The organism is Winogradskyella vincentii (assembly GCF_020166345.1).
GTDB classification, from domain to species: domain Bacteria; phylum Bacteroidota; class Bacteroidia; order Flavobacteriales; family Flavobacteriaceae; genus Winogradskyella; species Winogradskyella vincentii.
The window spans coordinates 478,081-492,631 of sequence record NZ_JAIUJS010000003.1 but is presented as its reverse complement, the minus strand read 5'-3'; the positions used below and the strand labels follow the sequence as shown (position 1 = coordinate 492,631).

The 14,551-nt window shown below is 33.8% G+C and carries 14 protein-coding genes; 8 read left to right on the top strand and 6 right to left on the bottom strand.

The features are described from left to right. Positions 1 to 21: 21 nt before the first annotated feature. On the bottom strand, positions 22 to 1,029 hold the full coding sequence (locus tag LBV24_RS08110; protein WP_224478140.1) for a glycosyltransferase family 2 protein: 1,008 nt from the start codon (positions 1,027 to 1,029) through the stop codon (positions 22 to 24). An 84-nt stretch (positions 1,030 to 1,113) separates the two neighbouring features. Between LBV24_RS08110 and LBV24_RS08105 the strand changes: the two genes are divergently transcribed. Further along, positions 1,114 to 3,006 carry a M61 family metallopeptidase gene (locus tag LBV24_RS08105; protein WP_224478138.1) on the top strand — a complete coding sequence of 631 codons (1,893 nt, stop codon included), beginning with the start codon at positions 1,114 to 1,116 and terminating at the stop codon, positions 3,004 to 3,006. A 43-nt stretch (positions 3,007 to 3,049) separates the two neighbouring features. On the opposite strand, the gene LBV24_RS08100 is transcribed toward LBV24_RS08105, so the two are convergent. The 5 genes from LBV24_RS08100 to LBV24_RS08080 form a co-directional block, all read right to left on the bottom strand. Next, positions 3,050 to 3,283 carry a hypothetical protein gene (locus tag LBV24_RS08100; protein WP_224478136.1) on the bottom strand — a complete coding sequence of 78 codons (234 nt, stop codon included), beginning with the start codon at positions 3,281 to 3,283 and terminating at the stop codon, positions 3,050 to 3,052. Next, positions 3,283 to 4,773: a S10 family peptidase gene (locus LBV24_RS08095; protein ID WP_224478135.1), complete on the bottom strand. Its 1,491-nt coding sequence runs from the start codon at positions 4,771 to 4,773 to the stop codon at positions 3,283 to 3,285. The genes LBV24_RS08100 and LBV24_RS08095 overlap by 1 nt, the downstream gene beginning before the upstream one ends. A 46-nt stretch (positions 4,774 to 4,819) precedes the next feature. Beyond that, positions 4,820 to 5,590 (bottom strand): TIGR02757 family protein, encoded by a 771-nt coding sequence (locus tag LBV24_RS08090; RefSeq protein ID WP_224478133.1) that lies wholly within the window; start codon positions 5,588 to 5,590, stop codon positions 4,820 to 4,822. A gap of 26 nt (positions 5,591 to 5,616) precedes the next feature. Continuing rightward, on the bottom strand, positions 5,617 to 5,997 hold the full coding sequence (locus LBV24_RS08085) for a RidA family protein (protein WP_224478131.1): 381 nt from the start codon (positions 5,995 to 5,997) through the stop codon (positions 5,617 to 5,619). Between the two features lie 67 nt (positions 5,998 to 6,064). Continuing rightward, the gene (locus tag LBV24_RS08080) at positions 6,065 to 8,830 is read right to left on the bottom strand and encodes a putative LPS assembly protein LptD (protein WP_224478130.1); all 2,766 of its coding nucleotides are present in this window, start codon (positions 8,828 to 8,830) and stop codon (positions 6,065 to 6,067) included. Positions 8,831 to 8,938: 108 nt separating this feature from the next. Between LBV24_RS08080 and LBV24_RS08075 the strand changes: the two genes are divergently transcribed. From LBV24_RS08075 to LBV24_RS08045, 7 genes are read left to right on the top strand one after another with little or no spacing between them, the layout of a single operon-like run. Continuing rightward, entirely contained in the window at positions 8,939 to 10,057 is a 1,119-nt protein-coding gene (locus LBV24_RS08075; RefSeq protein ID WP_224478128.1) for an N-acetylmuramoyl-L-alanine amidase family protein, read from the top strand. Positions 10,058 to 10,111: 54 nt separating this feature from the next. After that, complete coding sequence (locus LBV24_RS08070) at positions 10,112 to 11,053, top strand: MlaD family protein (RefSeq protein WP_224478125.1); 942 nt, start codon at positions 10,112 to 10,114, stop codon at positions 11,051 to 11,053. Positions 11,054 to 11,068: 15 nt separating this feature from the next. After that, complete coding sequence (locus LBV24_RS08065; protein ID WP_224478123.1) at positions 11,069 to 12,385, top strand: (Fe-S)-binding protein; 1,317 nt, start codon at positions 11,069 to 11,071, stop codon at positions 12,383 to 12,385. After that, on the top strand, positions 12,386 to 12,571 hold the full coding sequence (locus tag LBV24_RS08060) for a hypothetical protein (RefSeq protein WP_224478121.1): 186 nt from the start codon (positions 12,386 to 12,388) through the stop codon (positions 12,569 to 12,571). 3 nt (positions 12,572 to 12,574) lie between these two features. Further along, positions 12,575 to 13,357, top strand: coding sequence for a (Fe-S)-binding protein (locus tag LBV24_RS08055; RefSeq protein ID WP_224478120.1), 783 nt, complete (start codon positions 12,575 to 12,577; stop codon positions 13,355 to 13,357). Positions 13,358 to 13,369: 12 nt separating this feature from the next. Next, a complete protein-coding gene (locus tag LBV24_RS08050; RefSeq protein ID WP_224478118.1) occupies positions 13,370 to 14,002 on the top strand; it encodes a hypothetical protein in 633 nt (210 codons plus the stop codon). Between the two features lie 32 nt (positions 14,003 to 14,034). Continuing rightward, the gene (locus LBV24_RS08045; protein ID WP_224478116.1) at positions 14,035 to 14,520 is read left to right on the top strand and encodes an ABC transporter ATPase; all 486 of its coding nucleotides are present in this window, start codon (positions 14,035 to 14,037) and stop codon (positions 14,518 to 14,520) included. Positions 14,521 to 14,551 lie beyond the last annotated feature (31 nt).

The following is a 14,551-nucleotide window of genomic DNA, read 5'->3' as shown; positions in this document are numbered from 1 at the left end:
TGTGAGTCACTTTTGAGAAATTTAACAGAAAAAGAAATAATCTGTCATTGAGGTCATTTTATGCTTTGAAAAGTAAGAGCGTATCTCATTTTGTGCCTCTTCGTTGGCAACTGTAACAATGCTTTGCGGATTTGTAAGTTCTTTTAAATGCTCAAACTTCAGCATCTCTTTGTTATAGATGTGTTTTCCTATTTTTTTTGGATTATCACATATCCAATGAAATAGGATACTATTCTTAATCAGAAGTTGTGCGACAGTTTTCCCTTTAGATCCAGCTCCCCAAATAGTTAATGGTCTTGATTTGTCATAATCTAATTCTAGAAAATAACGAACTTTTATATCTAAGAAATAATTTTGAGCATAATGCTCATGTGTTCTTGAAGTTCTTGTGCTATAATCTCTCCAGTGTAACAAAACCTCACTACAAGGAATACAAGTATAACCAGCCTTATAAAACCTGAATGTAAGGTCATAATCTTCAGGATAAAGATTAGGTGAAAACCCTCCGCAATTATCAAAATCTTCCTTGTGCAACATCCAGCAAGGTGAGGGTACAACACACTCCTTATAGATTTCAGAATAATTTTGTCCTACTTTAGTTAGACCATTAATCCATGTTTCATATTTGGCATAACCATCACTAATGCCATCATCCCTAAAGTATTTTACTAAACCAATTGAAAGGTGTTTTCTACCAAATAATATAAGGTCATTAAGCATGTGTTCTAATCGATTGTTGGCCATTATATCATCACTGTCCATCCTTGTGATGTATTGTCCAGAACTCGCTTTATATGCGGTTCTCAATGCTTCAATTATACCTGAACCTTCATTGTTTAAAAGTTTAATTCTTCTTTCTTTGCTAGTGAAGGTTTCGATAATTTTGAATGAACTGTCAGTAGAATTATCGTCTACAAAAATTGCTTCCCAATTTGTATAGCTCTGATTAATAATAGATTGGACGCATTCCTCAATAAATGATTCGGTATTCTTAAAGGGCGTTATTATGGTAATTAATGGTTCTGACACGGCACGAATTTAACAAAACCTTTAGATTTTAAGGAGTAACAGGTTGTAGATTTGTGCGACATGTTAAAAATAAATAAAGTTAAAATGAAGAAGTATATAGCCCTCTTTGGACTTAGTGTGATTTTGGTTGCTTGTGGATCTGCTAAGCCTAAAATTGATGATTTGGCAACAAACAATCCTATTGAAACCGCTCTTAATTTGTCTGCGGTAACAGAGGATAAAGTACCTGTTGTAATTAACCCAGGAAGATTCACTACAGAAACGGTGACGTATAGATTACCTAGAGTAGTTCAGGGAACATACTCAGTGAGTGATTTTGGCAAGTATATAGACGATTTTAGAGCGATTGATTACGACGGGAATACGTTATCAGTTAGCAAAATTGATACAAACTCTTGGTCTATCAGCAATGCTACACAATTAGACAGAATAGAATATTTTGTAAATGATACCTACGACATCGAAACAAGTGGAGGTATACAAGGAGAACAGCCATTTTCTCCAGCAGGTACTAATATTGAGCCTGAAAACTATGTATTAAACCTGCATGGATTTGTGGGTTACTTTGATTCTTTAAAGAATAACCAATACACTTTAGATGTTACTGCGCCTGCAGATTTTATAAGAACCTCTGCTTTAGAAAGTAAAGGTAACGTCACTTCGGCTGATGGCAAATCAATAACAAGTAGTTATTATGCACCACGTTATTTTGATATTACTGATAATCCAATGATGTATGGTAAACTCGATGTAGAAGAATTTATGGTTGGAGATATCAAAATTGTTTTGAGTCTATATTCTCCAACTAAACAGCATACTGCCTCTAGTTTAAAGGAAACCGTTTACAAGATGATGGAAGCTCAAAAAGCCTATTTGGGTGATATAAACAGTACACCTAGATATGATATATATGTGTATTTATCACGTGGTGATGAAACCTCTCCAAAAGGATTTGGTGCTTTAGAACATCATACTTCTACTGTGGTAGTATTTCCTGAAGATAGCACTTTAGAAGGACTTAAGTTTCAAATGGTCGATGTTGTAGCGCATGAGTTTTTCCATATTGTAACCCCTTTATCAGTGCACTCAGAAGATGTTCATTATTTTGATTATAACATACCAACATTTTCTAAGCATTTATGGATGTATGAAGGTGTTACGGAATATTTTGCTCAGCATTTTCAAGTATATGAAGGTCTTATAGACAATAATCAATTTTATAATACGGTAATGCAAAAAATTGCAACATCTATGAATCTTGATGATGCTATGAGCTTTACAATAATGAGTGAAAATGTATTAGACGAACCGTATGCAACCAATTATTATAATGTCTACATGAAAGGCGCACTTATAGGTATGTGTATTGATATTTTAATGCGGAAGGAAAGTAATGGAGAGCGCAGCATGTTATCGCTTATGAAAGAATTATCAAATAAATATGGTAAGAATAAACCATTTGAAGATGATAAAATTATTGAAGAAATTACTGCTATGACCTACCCAAGTATAGGAGAGTTCTTTAAAACACATGTTGAGGGTGATGTTCCTATTAATTATGATGAATTTTTTGATATGGTTGGTTTAACCTATGGTAATTCTGAAGTCCCAACAAATTATATTTTTGCTGGTGGCCAAAACATAATTTTTGATGCTGACCCACAAAAAGGCGAAATATTTTTCTCTGAAATGGCACTTAAAAATTCTTTCTGGGCGTCTCAAGGAGTACAGGTTGGTGATGTGATAAAGAAGGTTGATGGAAAAGAATTGACTTTAATGAATGCTCAAGAAATTATTACCGGAATGTTTGGATGGCAAGAAGGGCAAGAGATTGATGTTGAATTAAATCGTAATGGCGAAACAGTTTCGATTAAAACGACTCTAACAAAAGCTACAGCAGAAAGTGAATCATTAATTGAAGATCCCAACGCATCAGATGAGAAAGTTGCTTTACGTAATGCCTGGTTAAAGGGCTAAGAGATTATAATTAAAGATAAAGCCTCCAATTAGGAGGCTTTTTTTATGTTATTATGGCAATTATTATTACAATAAAAACAACTGCAATCGCACCATTAATAAAAGTATGAGTAGAATTATAGAAATCTGGTTCTTCTGGCCCATAGATATATTCTTTATAGGTAAATTTTGGCTTGTTAAAAAGAATTCTCCAGATGCTTCCTATTATCCATCTAATAGTGCCACCAATGAAATTTAACAGTACATAAAATATAAATTCACCAATAACTTCTCCCATTAATATTTGGCGGCTTTACCGTTAGAGGACGAATTAATAATAAATTCCCTTAAGTCGTCATTAGCTTGTATGAGATCTTCATTTCGTAAGTACATCATATGTCCACTACGATAACCTTTAAAATAAAATCGATCTTTCATCTTACCACTTGGGTCAATTTGCCATTGTGAGTATTTTGCCGAGAAATATGTTGTTGCTCCATCATAATATCCTGATTGGGTCATTACTTTTAGGTAAGGGTTTTGTGCCATTGCTTGCCTTAGGTTGTCTCTAGTATTGTCATTGGTTCTGTCCCATTCTCCAACATTCCCAAAGACATTGTACTTTACATCTGTATTAAAGCCTAAATTATTTTTAACATAATAGTTTATTGCTGGCGTAAAACTATGTAGCCATGATGTTAATTCTGCACTATAGTCTGGACTTATTCCGGTCTCTACCTTATCCACGCCTAAGTATCTAGAATCTAATCTGCCTATGGTTTGTCCTGTTTTGTCTCTTAAGAGTTCTTTCCAGAAAAAACGGTTTGGAACATCTAAATTTTGTTGTAGTATCACTTTCTCGGATAAGCCAGAATAGTAACTCATTTTCTTGGCAATATTTTGTTTTTCAGCGGTACTAATAAATCCGCCTTTTGCCAAAGCAGGTATTAATTCATTGATTGCAAATTCTTCAGCTTCAGGTAATATATCTAATAAATCTTTAGCTTGTAAAGCATTAGGCAGAGCATTATGATGCCAAGCAGCTGCCGTATAATAAGGTAAGTTTAAGCTCGAGGACAGTGGACCTCCAACACGCAAAACTTTATAATCTGCAGGCGATACAAGAATAACACCGTTTAAATACATCCATTGACTATTTTGCAATTCAAGTGACAATCCCATTACTCTGGTGCCACCATAGCTTTCTCCAATTATATATTTGGGAGATTCCCAACGGTTGTGACGCGTTGTAAAAGTGTTCATCCAACTTGCCAAATATTTTATATCTGCGTTTACTCCAAAGAATATTTCATCTTCAGGCATTTTACCTTCGTTATCGGCAATTTTTCTGGAGTAGCCGGTATTAACAGGGTTTATGTAAACGATATCGGCAAGATCTAAAATAGAATTAGGGTTGTCCTTTACACCATATGGCTGAATAGGATACCCTTCTTCATCAATTTTTAAGATTTTCGGTCCGGTATAAGCCAAATGCATCCAAACTGAAGCAGAACCTGGACCTCCATTAAAAGAATAAATAATAGGCCGTTTGTTTCCTTTGTTATCATTAGTACGCTTGTAATAAGTGTAATAAAGTGACGCAATGGTCTTGCCATCTTTATCCCAAACGGGCTGAAATCCAGTTTCAGCTTTGTAGTTTACTTGCTTTCCTTTTATTGACACTGAGCCATTACTAATAATTGTTGTGTCAACAGGAATTTTTAAATCTTGTCCATAAACAAGACAGCTTGAGAATAAAAGAAAGAATAATAATTTGTGAAGTTTCATTTGAGAGTTTTTTGAAGTTTAAAGATAATAAAAGGGAGTCTATAAATTAAAACCCTTCAAACACTCCAAGTCCAAAAAGTGCAAAGTCGTATTTAACCGGATCTGTTGAGTCTAACTTTCTAAGAGCGGTATCAAGTTCTAGCAAAGCCTTAGCATCATTCTGCTTCCTTTTTAAAAGACCAAGTTTGCGAGCTACGTTTCCTGAATGTACGTCTAACGGACAACTAAGCTGCGATGGTTTTAAGGATTTCCATATACCAAAGTCCACACCATTGTTGTCATTTCTAACCATCCAACGTAAATACATGTTTATTCGTTTTGCAGCAGAATTCTTTAAAGGATCACTAACATGTTTTTCTGAGCGCTTTAAATGTTCTATTTCAAAGAATATCTTTTTAAATTTATGAATACTTACTTGTAAAGATTCATTAGTACAATACTTATTGAAAATTGATTCTAGTCCACCATGAGTTTGGTAAATATGCTGGAGGCTTTTTATAAACTGTTTAAAATCTTCTGCGTTAAAAGTACGATGCACAAATCCGTTAAGATTTTCTAGATCTGACGCTTGGTGGTTTATCACAAAGTCAAAAGGGGAGAAGTCCATTAATTCCGACATTTTGTTGGCATTTGTGATTATGCTTTTACGATTTCCCCATGCAATTGTAGCGGTTAAAAAACCAATAATTTCAATATCCTCTTTTTTGGAAAATTTGTGAGGAATCTGGATAGGATCACTATCTATAAATTTGGGATTGTTATAGAGGTTAACTTTAGTATCTAAAAACTCCTTAAGTTCTATTTTGTTAAGTTTCAATTATAAAGATTGGCTTATTATACCATTTAAACAATGGCAATCATACTAATTTCAACGTTTACGAACTTGGGTAAATTTGCAACCTCTACGGTTTCTCTTGCTGGTGCAGTTGCTTCATCAAAATATTTTCCATAGATAGCATTGATTCTAGAGAAATTATTCATGTCACTAATAAAAATTGAAGTTTTCACAACGCTCTCGAAGGTTAATCCTGCTTCAGCTAAAACAGCTTTCATATTTTCCATAACCTGAGTGGTTTCTGCCTCTATAGAGTCTGTTACTAATTCCATAGTTTCTGGATCTAGAGCAATCTGTCCGGATGTGTAAAGTGTATTTCCAGTTAAAACAGCCTGGCTGTACGGTCCTATTGGAGCTGGAGCTTTTGAGGTATTAATGATTTTTTTCATCTTACATAAATTAGGGTATTGTTTGTTGGTGAACTAAATTTAGAAAAATACCTTTAAATTAATCAGGTTAGTTTCCTAAACGTTGATCTGGTTGACGTCTTTGGTCGTATTTCAAGTCTTTTAATAAGTTAGATTTTATGCCTATAAAAAAGTTCCAAGACGAACGATCACTAAAAGGTACCCAAGTAAAATTCATACGCCAACTCAATAAATCTCGTTCAAAACGTAATTGAGTAAATGTAAAACCCTTATTGAGAAAATCGTAACCCGATGAAGCACCTATTGACCATCTCGGCGATAATTCTAAGTCACCAGAAAACATTAATGAATTTGAGGAAATCTGGTTCTGTCGTCTAGTATTCGCATAATTAACTGCATATGATAAACGTAAAGACCACGGCATTTTGTAATTATAAAATTCGTTATTTTCTTCTTCCTCATTATTATCTTTGTCTCTATCAGAAAGTCTTTTGTCGGCGAAGTCTTGTGTTTTTCCAAATAGACCGTCAGTTCTACCACCAGACCTTGCAGCCTCTCTTGATGAAGCACTATCTTCTTCGTCATCACCACCTCCAAAACTTTCATTTGATAGCGTGTAACTAATATTCATATTAGCAGAAGTTAGTCTGAATAGGCTACCACCATTATCAATATTAAAAGTGTTGATTTTATTATTGTTACTATCTAACGCATAAGGGTCTAATGTCATACCAAAGTTAATATTCATCTTTTTATTGAGAATCTGAGTACCACCTGTAACTCTTACTGGGCTCCAACTTAACGAATCTGCAGCCAAATCATAGGCAGTTGAAAAGTTGAGGTTATTAAGTAAAAAGACCTTTTTTGGTTCTGTCTTAGTTGAATCTTTATCACGTATTTTAGCCTCAAAATTATTACCAATAGACATACCAACACTACTAGAATAATTGTTGCTGGGCCTACCAAATAATGAGTTCTCAAACCTCGTATATTCTTCAGTTGTTGTGCCATCTGCATCGATTACTTCATAAGTCTCATAGTACTGATCGAAAGCTGGAGTAATACTGTATGAAAGCGAGGGTCGAACTACATGCCGTATGGCTTGAATCTTAGGATCTTTTCCTTCTTTTTCAAAGTTGAACATACCATAAAGCGTCGTACCTATACTAGTGCTAAAATTATATGTCATAAATCTATCAAAGCCATTGATATCTGTAGTAACAACTTCATCGAGGCTTGTGTCATAAAAGCGTCTAATGGTTTTTAATGTCCATGTTTCCTCAATATTTGTACTTGCACTCACACTGAAATGATTAAAAACTTTAAAATTAGTCGTAAGTGGTACTGTATGTTTCATTCCTGCCAGTGCGTCATCAAACATTTCACTTTTCCCAAACAAGGAATCAGTAGTATTGATACGATATTCGCCTCTAGTATTTACCTGAAAGTTTATATTTTGAATGATTCCCTTTTTGGCACCAGATTTAGGGGCAAATGGAAAAACTCTACTCATAGAAGCCTGTACAGTTGGTAAAGTTAAATTAATTGATTCTGTATTTGTATTTTGAGAGTGTGTGGCTGTTACATTTAAGTTTACTTGTGGTTCTCCTTTAAAAGTTTTAGAATAAGAAACCGAAGATGCAAGTGTATTATTTAAAAAATTAGATTGATTTAGCTGATTTATGGATCTTTGGTAATATTCAGAACTACCCAAATTCACCGAGGCCGAAAAGCGAGAATTTGGATTAGCTTTTGCATCTTGATTGTGCGACCACCTAAAATTATAAATAGTGCTTTGGGCAAAGTCTGGGAACCCACGCTCGCTATTCAATAAATTCTCGTATCTAAAACTAATATTACCTCTAAACTTATACCTAACGGCGTAATTGTTGTCTACTCTAAACCCATAACTCCCGTTTGTGTAATAATCACCTAATATAGCAAGATCTAAGTAGTCGCTAATAGCAAAATAATAACCTCCATTTTGCAAAAAGTACCCTCTGTCATTACCAGTGTCTTCACCAAATGATGGGAAAATTATTCCTGAGGTTTGTTTTTTAGACATAGGAAAGTACGCAAATGGTATGGCTATAGGTGTCGGTACATCATATATGTACATTTGGCTTAAACCCGTAACAATTTTCTTGTTCGGTACGATTTTGGCCCTATTCATCAAAATGTAGTATTCTGGATCTTCAATGTTCTCTGATGTGGTAAATTTTCCCCTACCAATAAAATAGACAGAGTCATTTTCGCGTTTGGTACGTTCTGCGATAACAGTACCGCCACTTTGCTCTGTAACAGAATTAAAGATTAAAGCTCTTCTTGTATCCGTGTTAAAAATGATTGAATCAGGTTCAATGACATTAGCACCTTGGGTAAAGACAGGTTTTTGCGAGTAACCAGTAGAATCTTTTAGTCGGCCAGCATAAACTAAATTTTTACTGTAATCAATTTCAATTACACCAGCCTTAATCTCCATGTCCTCATACTGAACCACTGCTTCATTAAACAAATAAATTTTTTGCTTTTTTTGGTTAACTGCTACATAATCAGAGGCCTTATAAGTTACTACGTCCTTTAGAAATTCGTCTTTTTTTATAGAATCTTGTTCAGTAGTGTCTATCTCTATTGTTTTAACTGGTCTGTTAATTAACGAATCTGCCCTTACTGGCATACGGTCATCTAATTCTCTTGCAGGAATTTTTTTGTTCTTTTTTGGTAATTCTTGCGCCAAGCTCAAAGTGTTGATAAGCACTGTAAAACTCAAGGTAAAAAGTATGTGTAGGCTATTTGTACGCAATCCTTTTAAATGTATTTTTGTAAAAGTATGGCTCGGTTTTTGAAACGCCAAAAGTACAGATATTTTTTTGTGATTAATTATTAAAATTACAAAGTTTAAAAATGTTTGTTAACCATTAATAATGGGTAATAACTGAGTTTTTAAATCGTTAAATTAAATATGCAAACGGAACGTCGTTATATAATAGTATTATTTGTTCTCACATTTATCACTTATTTAACATCACTTAATTCAGTGTATGCTCAAGATGATAGATTTGTTGTAGTGATTGATGCTGGTCATGGTGGTCATGATCCTGGTCGTCCTACTAAGAATGGTTATAAAGAAAAAGATATCGCTTTAAAAATTGCTATGAAGGTTGGAAAAGAACTTGAGAAAAACCCTGAATTTAAAGTGATTTATACGCGTAAAACGGATGTCTTTGTTACCTTAAAAAACAGAGCGAAAATAGCAAATAAAGCAGATGCTGATCTATTTGTGTCTATACACTGTAATGCACACCACACCCAAGCTTATGGTACCGAAACATTTGTACTTGGTGCTAAAAATTCTGAACGAAACATGTCTGTTGCGAAAGCAGAAAATGAAGTTATTTTTTTAGAAGATAATTATGAAGAGAATTATGCTGGTTTCGATCCTAGTTCGCTTGAGTCTACTATAGCGATTGGTATTGAGCAAGAAGTATATGTGGAACAGAGTATAATTTTAGCACGTAAAATTGAAGATAATTTTTCTGGTAAGCTAAAAAGAAAGAGTAGAGGCATTAAACAAGCTAGTCTCTGGGTAATGCACAACACATATATGCCAAGTGTACTCATAGAAACAGGGTTTATTACAAATAAAAAAGAAGGAGCTTACTTAAATTCTAAAAGTGGGCAAGCTAAAATAGCTACCGCTATTAAAGATGCTATTATAGCATATAAAAAAGAGTTAGATCAGAATATTAGTACAAATATTGCAGGATTGAATGAAGATATTTCAAATGAATATGAGGATTTACCTCAAGTATACAGTGGTGTAACGTTTAAAGTACAAATTGCTGCAAGCTCTAAAAATCTTGCTCCTAAATCCTACAATTTTAATGGACTATCAGATATTACTAAAGACAAGTTTGGGAATCTTTACAAATATTATTACGGTAATACTTCAGATTACAGTAAAGTAAAACAATTGCTGCAAGAAGCTAAAACTAAAGGCTATACATCTAGCTTTGTGGTTGCTTATAAAAATGGGGAAAGGATTGATGTTTCTGACGTGTTGAAATCATCAACAAATTAGAAACATTATTAATAAAAATATTCCTAATTTTGTTTACAATCAAATTGATACCAATTGAAGATCTCAAGAGAAATTAAAACCGCTATTCTCGTACTTTCCGGAATAGCACTTTTTATATATCTATTTTCATATTTAAAAGGTGAAGACCTTTTCACAACAACAAACACCTATTATACAGAGTTTGATTATAATGCTCTAAGTATGTCGTCACCAGTTACCATCCGTGGCAATAAAGTTGGTAAAATAGAAGATATCAGTTATGAATTTAAAACTGGAAAGACACGAGTTGAATTTTCGGTAAGTCCTAAACTAGTATTTTCTAAAAATAGTACGATTAGGCTTTATGAAACAGGTTTGATGGGTGGTAATGCGCTAGCCATTATTAGGGCTAATGATAATGATATAGCAAAATCTGGTGATTTTATATCTTCAGAAGTTCAGCCTGGGTTAATTACAACTTTAAAAAATAATTTTTCTGGTATTAGTACTGATTTAGATAGTGCAATCCGTTCGGCAGATACGTTAATGACTAGTATTAACACTATGGTAATCGACGAAAGTGAAGGAAGTCTGAAAAATACAATAGCAGAATTAAATGAAACTCTAAAGTCATTTAAGGATCTGTCAAATTCAATACAAAGTGTTATAGCAACTAATGATGAAAAGATTGCTTCTGTACTAGACAATTTTGACAAGGCGAGTAAAGATTTAAGTGAACTTTCAAATGAGATTAAAGAGGCAGGTTTGTCAGAAACTATAGATAATTTAAACAAGACTTTGGTTGGTGTACAGAATATGCTTCAAACCATTGACAATAACGAGGGTACAATCGGTAAATTATTAAATGATGATTCCCTATATAATAATTTAGAAGCCGCTTCAAAAGAAATGGAATTGCTATTATTAGACATTAAACTTCATCCTGCAAGATACAGACGTATCTTATCAAAAAAGGAGATACCATACCAAGCACCAACAGAAGATCAAAAGAACTAGACCTAACATTTCAATATGGAATACATACCTAATATCCTTTTTGCAATAATTTTAGTTTTAGGCGTAGGTTATTTTGCCAGAAACGTAAAGAAACTTATCCGCAATATCAAACTCGGTAGAGAAGTAGATGCCAGTGATAATAAATCTCAACGCTGGAAAAATATGGCAAGGATAGCGCTTGGGCAAAGTAAAATGGTAAAACGTCCTATAGCAGGTATCATGCATGTTATCGTGTATATTGGATTTGTAATAATTAATATAGAAGTTCTAGAAATAATTATTGATGGCTTGTTAGGCACACACCGCATTGGTTTAAAGGTATTGCCAGAATCAATTTATGGATTTCTAATTGGTGCTTTTGAAGTTTTGGCCGTTTTGGTATTGCTTGCTGTAGTTGTTTTTTGGCTTAGAAGAAATGTTGTTAAGTTAAAACGATTCTTAAGTTCTGAGATGAAAGGATGGCCTAAAAATGATGGTAATATTATTCTTTATTTCGAAGTTGTATTAATGTGTCTGTTTCTTGTAATGAATGCTACGGATACCTCATTTCAAGAATTAGGTTCTGGAAATATTATTTCACAGTTTATAGCGCCTTGGTTTCAAGGAATGTCTGAATCTTCCTTACATCTAATTGAGCGCAGTGCATGGTGGCTTCATATAGTTGGTATATTAGTATTTCTAAATTACCTCTATTTTTCTAAGCATCTACACATATTATTGGCCTTTCCAAACACATATTTTGGTAGCGTTGAGGTTAAAGGCAAATTCAACAATTTAGAAGCTGTTACAAATGAAGTAAAGCTTATGATGGATCCCAATGCCGATCCATTTGCGGCACCAGTTGAAGGTGAAGGAGATGAGATGCCCGCTAAATTTGGGGCTAGTGATGTAATGGATTTAAACCAAATACAGCTCTTGAATGCTTATACCTGTACGGAGTGTGGGCGTTGTACATCTGCTTGTCCTGCCAATTTAACTGGCAAAAAATTATCGCCTCGTAAAATAATGATGGATACTAGAGATCGTTTAGAGGAGGTTGGTAAAAATATTGATGCCAATAATGGCGAGTTTAAGGATGATGGCAAACAACTTTTAGGAGATTATATTAGTAATGAGGAGTTATGGGCATGCACAACATGTAATGCATGTGTTGAGGAGTGTCCCGTAAGTATAAATCCATTATCCATAATCTTAGAAATGAGAAGGTATTTGGTCATGGAACAAAGTGCTGCACCTATGGAGCTTAACAATATGATGACCAATATTGAAAATAATGGTGCACCATGGCCTTACAACCAGATGGATAGATTAAACTGGGCTAAAGAAGAATAAATGAGTTTTATTTTAAAAATACGGCCAAAATATAGATTAGTAGCAGGAATAGTAATTTCTATTATTGCCTTAATCCTAATGTATATTATTACAAATTATGAAACTGGTTTTTTTGGTGGATTCATAACTGGCCTTTTAATAGCATTAGGTCTTGGATTGTTAATAACATATAATAAAAAAGTATAATATATGGGAGAAGAACTAAAAGTGAGAACTATGGCAGAATTTATGGCTGAAGGAAAACAGCCAGAAATATTGTTTTGGGTTGGTTCTGCTGGCAGTTATGACGATAGAGCTAAGAAAATAACTAAGGCATTTGTAAAGATACTGAACAAAGCAAATGTAGATTTTGCTGTTTTAGGCACTGAAGAAAGTAATACAGGTGATGTTGCCAAACGCGCTGGAAATGAGTTTTTATTCCAGATGCAAGCTATGATGAATATCGAGGTATTGAATGCTTACGAAGTAAAGCGAATTGTAACTTGTGACCCACATTCATTCAACTGCTTAAAAAATGAATATCCAAGTTTAGGTGGTAATTACGAAGTAATTCATCATACGCAATATATAAAGAGTCTCATTGATGATGGTAGACTTTCATTAGAGGGCAATACCTATAAAGGGAAACGAATTACCTTTCACGACCCATGTTATTTAGGAAGAGCCAATAGTGAATATAATGCGCCAAGAGATGTTTTGAGCAAAACCAACGCAACTATAGTAGAGATGAAGAGAAACAAATCTACAGCGTTATGTTGTGGAGCTGGTGGAGCACAAATGTTTAAGGAGCCTGAAAAAGGAGATATGGATATCAATATTCTGCGTACTGAAGATGCTCTAGAAACAAAGCCAGAAATTATTGCAACGGGTTGCCCATATTGCAAGACAATGATGACAGACGGCATTAAGTTCAAAGAAAAAGAGAGTGAAATATCTGTCATGGATATTGCTGAATTAATTGCGAACACATAGATTAATATATAAATGAAGAAAATTACAATTACCCTAGTTGCCATTTTAGGTCTTAACCTAATTTATGCCCAAAACAAATCAAAAGAAGAAGTATTAGAGCTAATGGCTGAGGATACATGTGAGTGTATCTCTAAGAAAAAAATAAACCCTAATGATAGCATGGATGACAAGCAAATGGCCCTGGGTCTTTGTTTAATTTCAAGTTATAATGAACACAAATCAAAGTCTAGATATTTTAGCAAACAAAAATCTACCAATTTTGAAAAAATAGGAGAAGAAGTGGGTATGGTCATGGCAACAATATGTGTTGATGATTTTATGTCTATTTTTTCTACTGAAGAATTAATTGATATTGTGGATGATGATGACGATATGAGCTATGAGGATGAAGAGGCGTCAAATCTTTCAATTGAGGTAGAGTTAGTATCCATGAATAATGATGCTATATCATATATTCAAACCAAAGATGATTTTGACAAGAATCACATATTCCTAATTACGCAAGAATTTGAGGGCTATGAGCTTCTCAAGAAATCTAGTTTTGGTAAGTCATTTATTGTTTCCTTTAGGGAGGCAGAGTTTTTCGACTTAAGTGAAAAACAATACATTATTAAAAAAGTGATTACTAAAATTGAAGAACTTTAAGATATACTTTAATCCTTAAAAGACTTAAAACAATGCTAGTAGATTTCGATGTTTTACCAGACGAATCTAGGGTTTGGATTTATCAGGCAAACCGAAGTTTTTCTGATGATGAAATTAAGGAACTTAAAAGTGAACTAGATGTTTTTATTGAAAACTGGACAGCTCACGGTAAGGATCTTCAATCTGGCTATAAGATTGTTTATAAGAGATTTATAGTTATTGCTTTAAATCAAAACTTGAATAACGCAACAGGTTGCTCCATTGATGCTTCTGTACACTTTATTCAAGGTTTAGAACAAAAATATAATGTAGATTTAATGGATAAAATGAACGTATCTTATAAACAAGGCGAGTTTATTGCTTATAAACCATTGTTAGAGTTTAAAAAAATGGCGAAAGATAGAGCGATAAGTAAAAATACCATTGTGTTTAACAATTTGGTTAACAACATTGCCGAGTTTAAAGAAAATTGGGAAGTACCAGCTAGCGAAAGCTGGCACAGTCGTTTTTTAAAATAGAACTTTAACAAAAGTTTTATTATTCATTTTT

Bases quoted from the DNA above. Each gene is read 5' to 3' on its own strand.
- LBV24_RS08050 (WP_224478118.1), top strand. From the start codon at position 13,370: ATGAAGAAAATTACAATTACCCTAGTTGCCATTTTAGGTCTTAACCTA.
- LBV24_RS08100 (WP_224478136.1), bottom strand. From the start codon at position 3,283: ATGGGAGAAGTTATTGGTGAATTTATATTTTATGTACTGTTAAATTTC.
- LBV24_RS08055 (WP_224478120.1), top strand. From the start codon at position 12,575: ATGGGAGAAGAACTAAAAGTGAGAACTATGGCAGAATTTATGGCTGAA.
- LBV24_RS08045 (WP_224478116.1), top strand. From the start codon at position 14,035: ATGCTAGTAGATTTCGATGTTTTACCAGACGAATCTAGGGTTTGGATT.
- LBV24_RS08085 (WP_224478131.1), bottom strand. From the start codon at position 5,997: ATGAAAAAAATCATTAATACCTCAAAAGCTCCAGCTCCAATAGGACCG.
- LBV24_RS08105 (WP_224478138.1), top strand. From the start codon at position 1,114: ATGAAGAAGTATATAGCCCTCTTTGGACTTAGTGTGATTTTGGTTGCT.
- LBV24_RS08095 (WP_224478135.1), bottom strand. From the start codon at position 4,773: ATGAAACTTCACAAATTATTATTCTTTCTTTTATTCTCAAGCTGTCTT.
- LBV24_RS08065 (WP_224478123.1), top strand. From the start codon at position 11,069: ATGGAATACATACCTAATATCCTTTTTGCAATAATTTTAGTTTTAGGC.
- LBV24_RS08075 (WP_224478128.1), top strand. From the start codon at position 8,939: ATGCAAACGGAACGTCGTTATATAATAGTATTATTTGTTCTCACATTT.
- LBV24_RS08060 (WP_224478121.1), top strand. From the start codon at position 12,386: ATGAGTTTTATTTTAAAAATACGGCCAAAATATAGATTAGTAGCAGGA.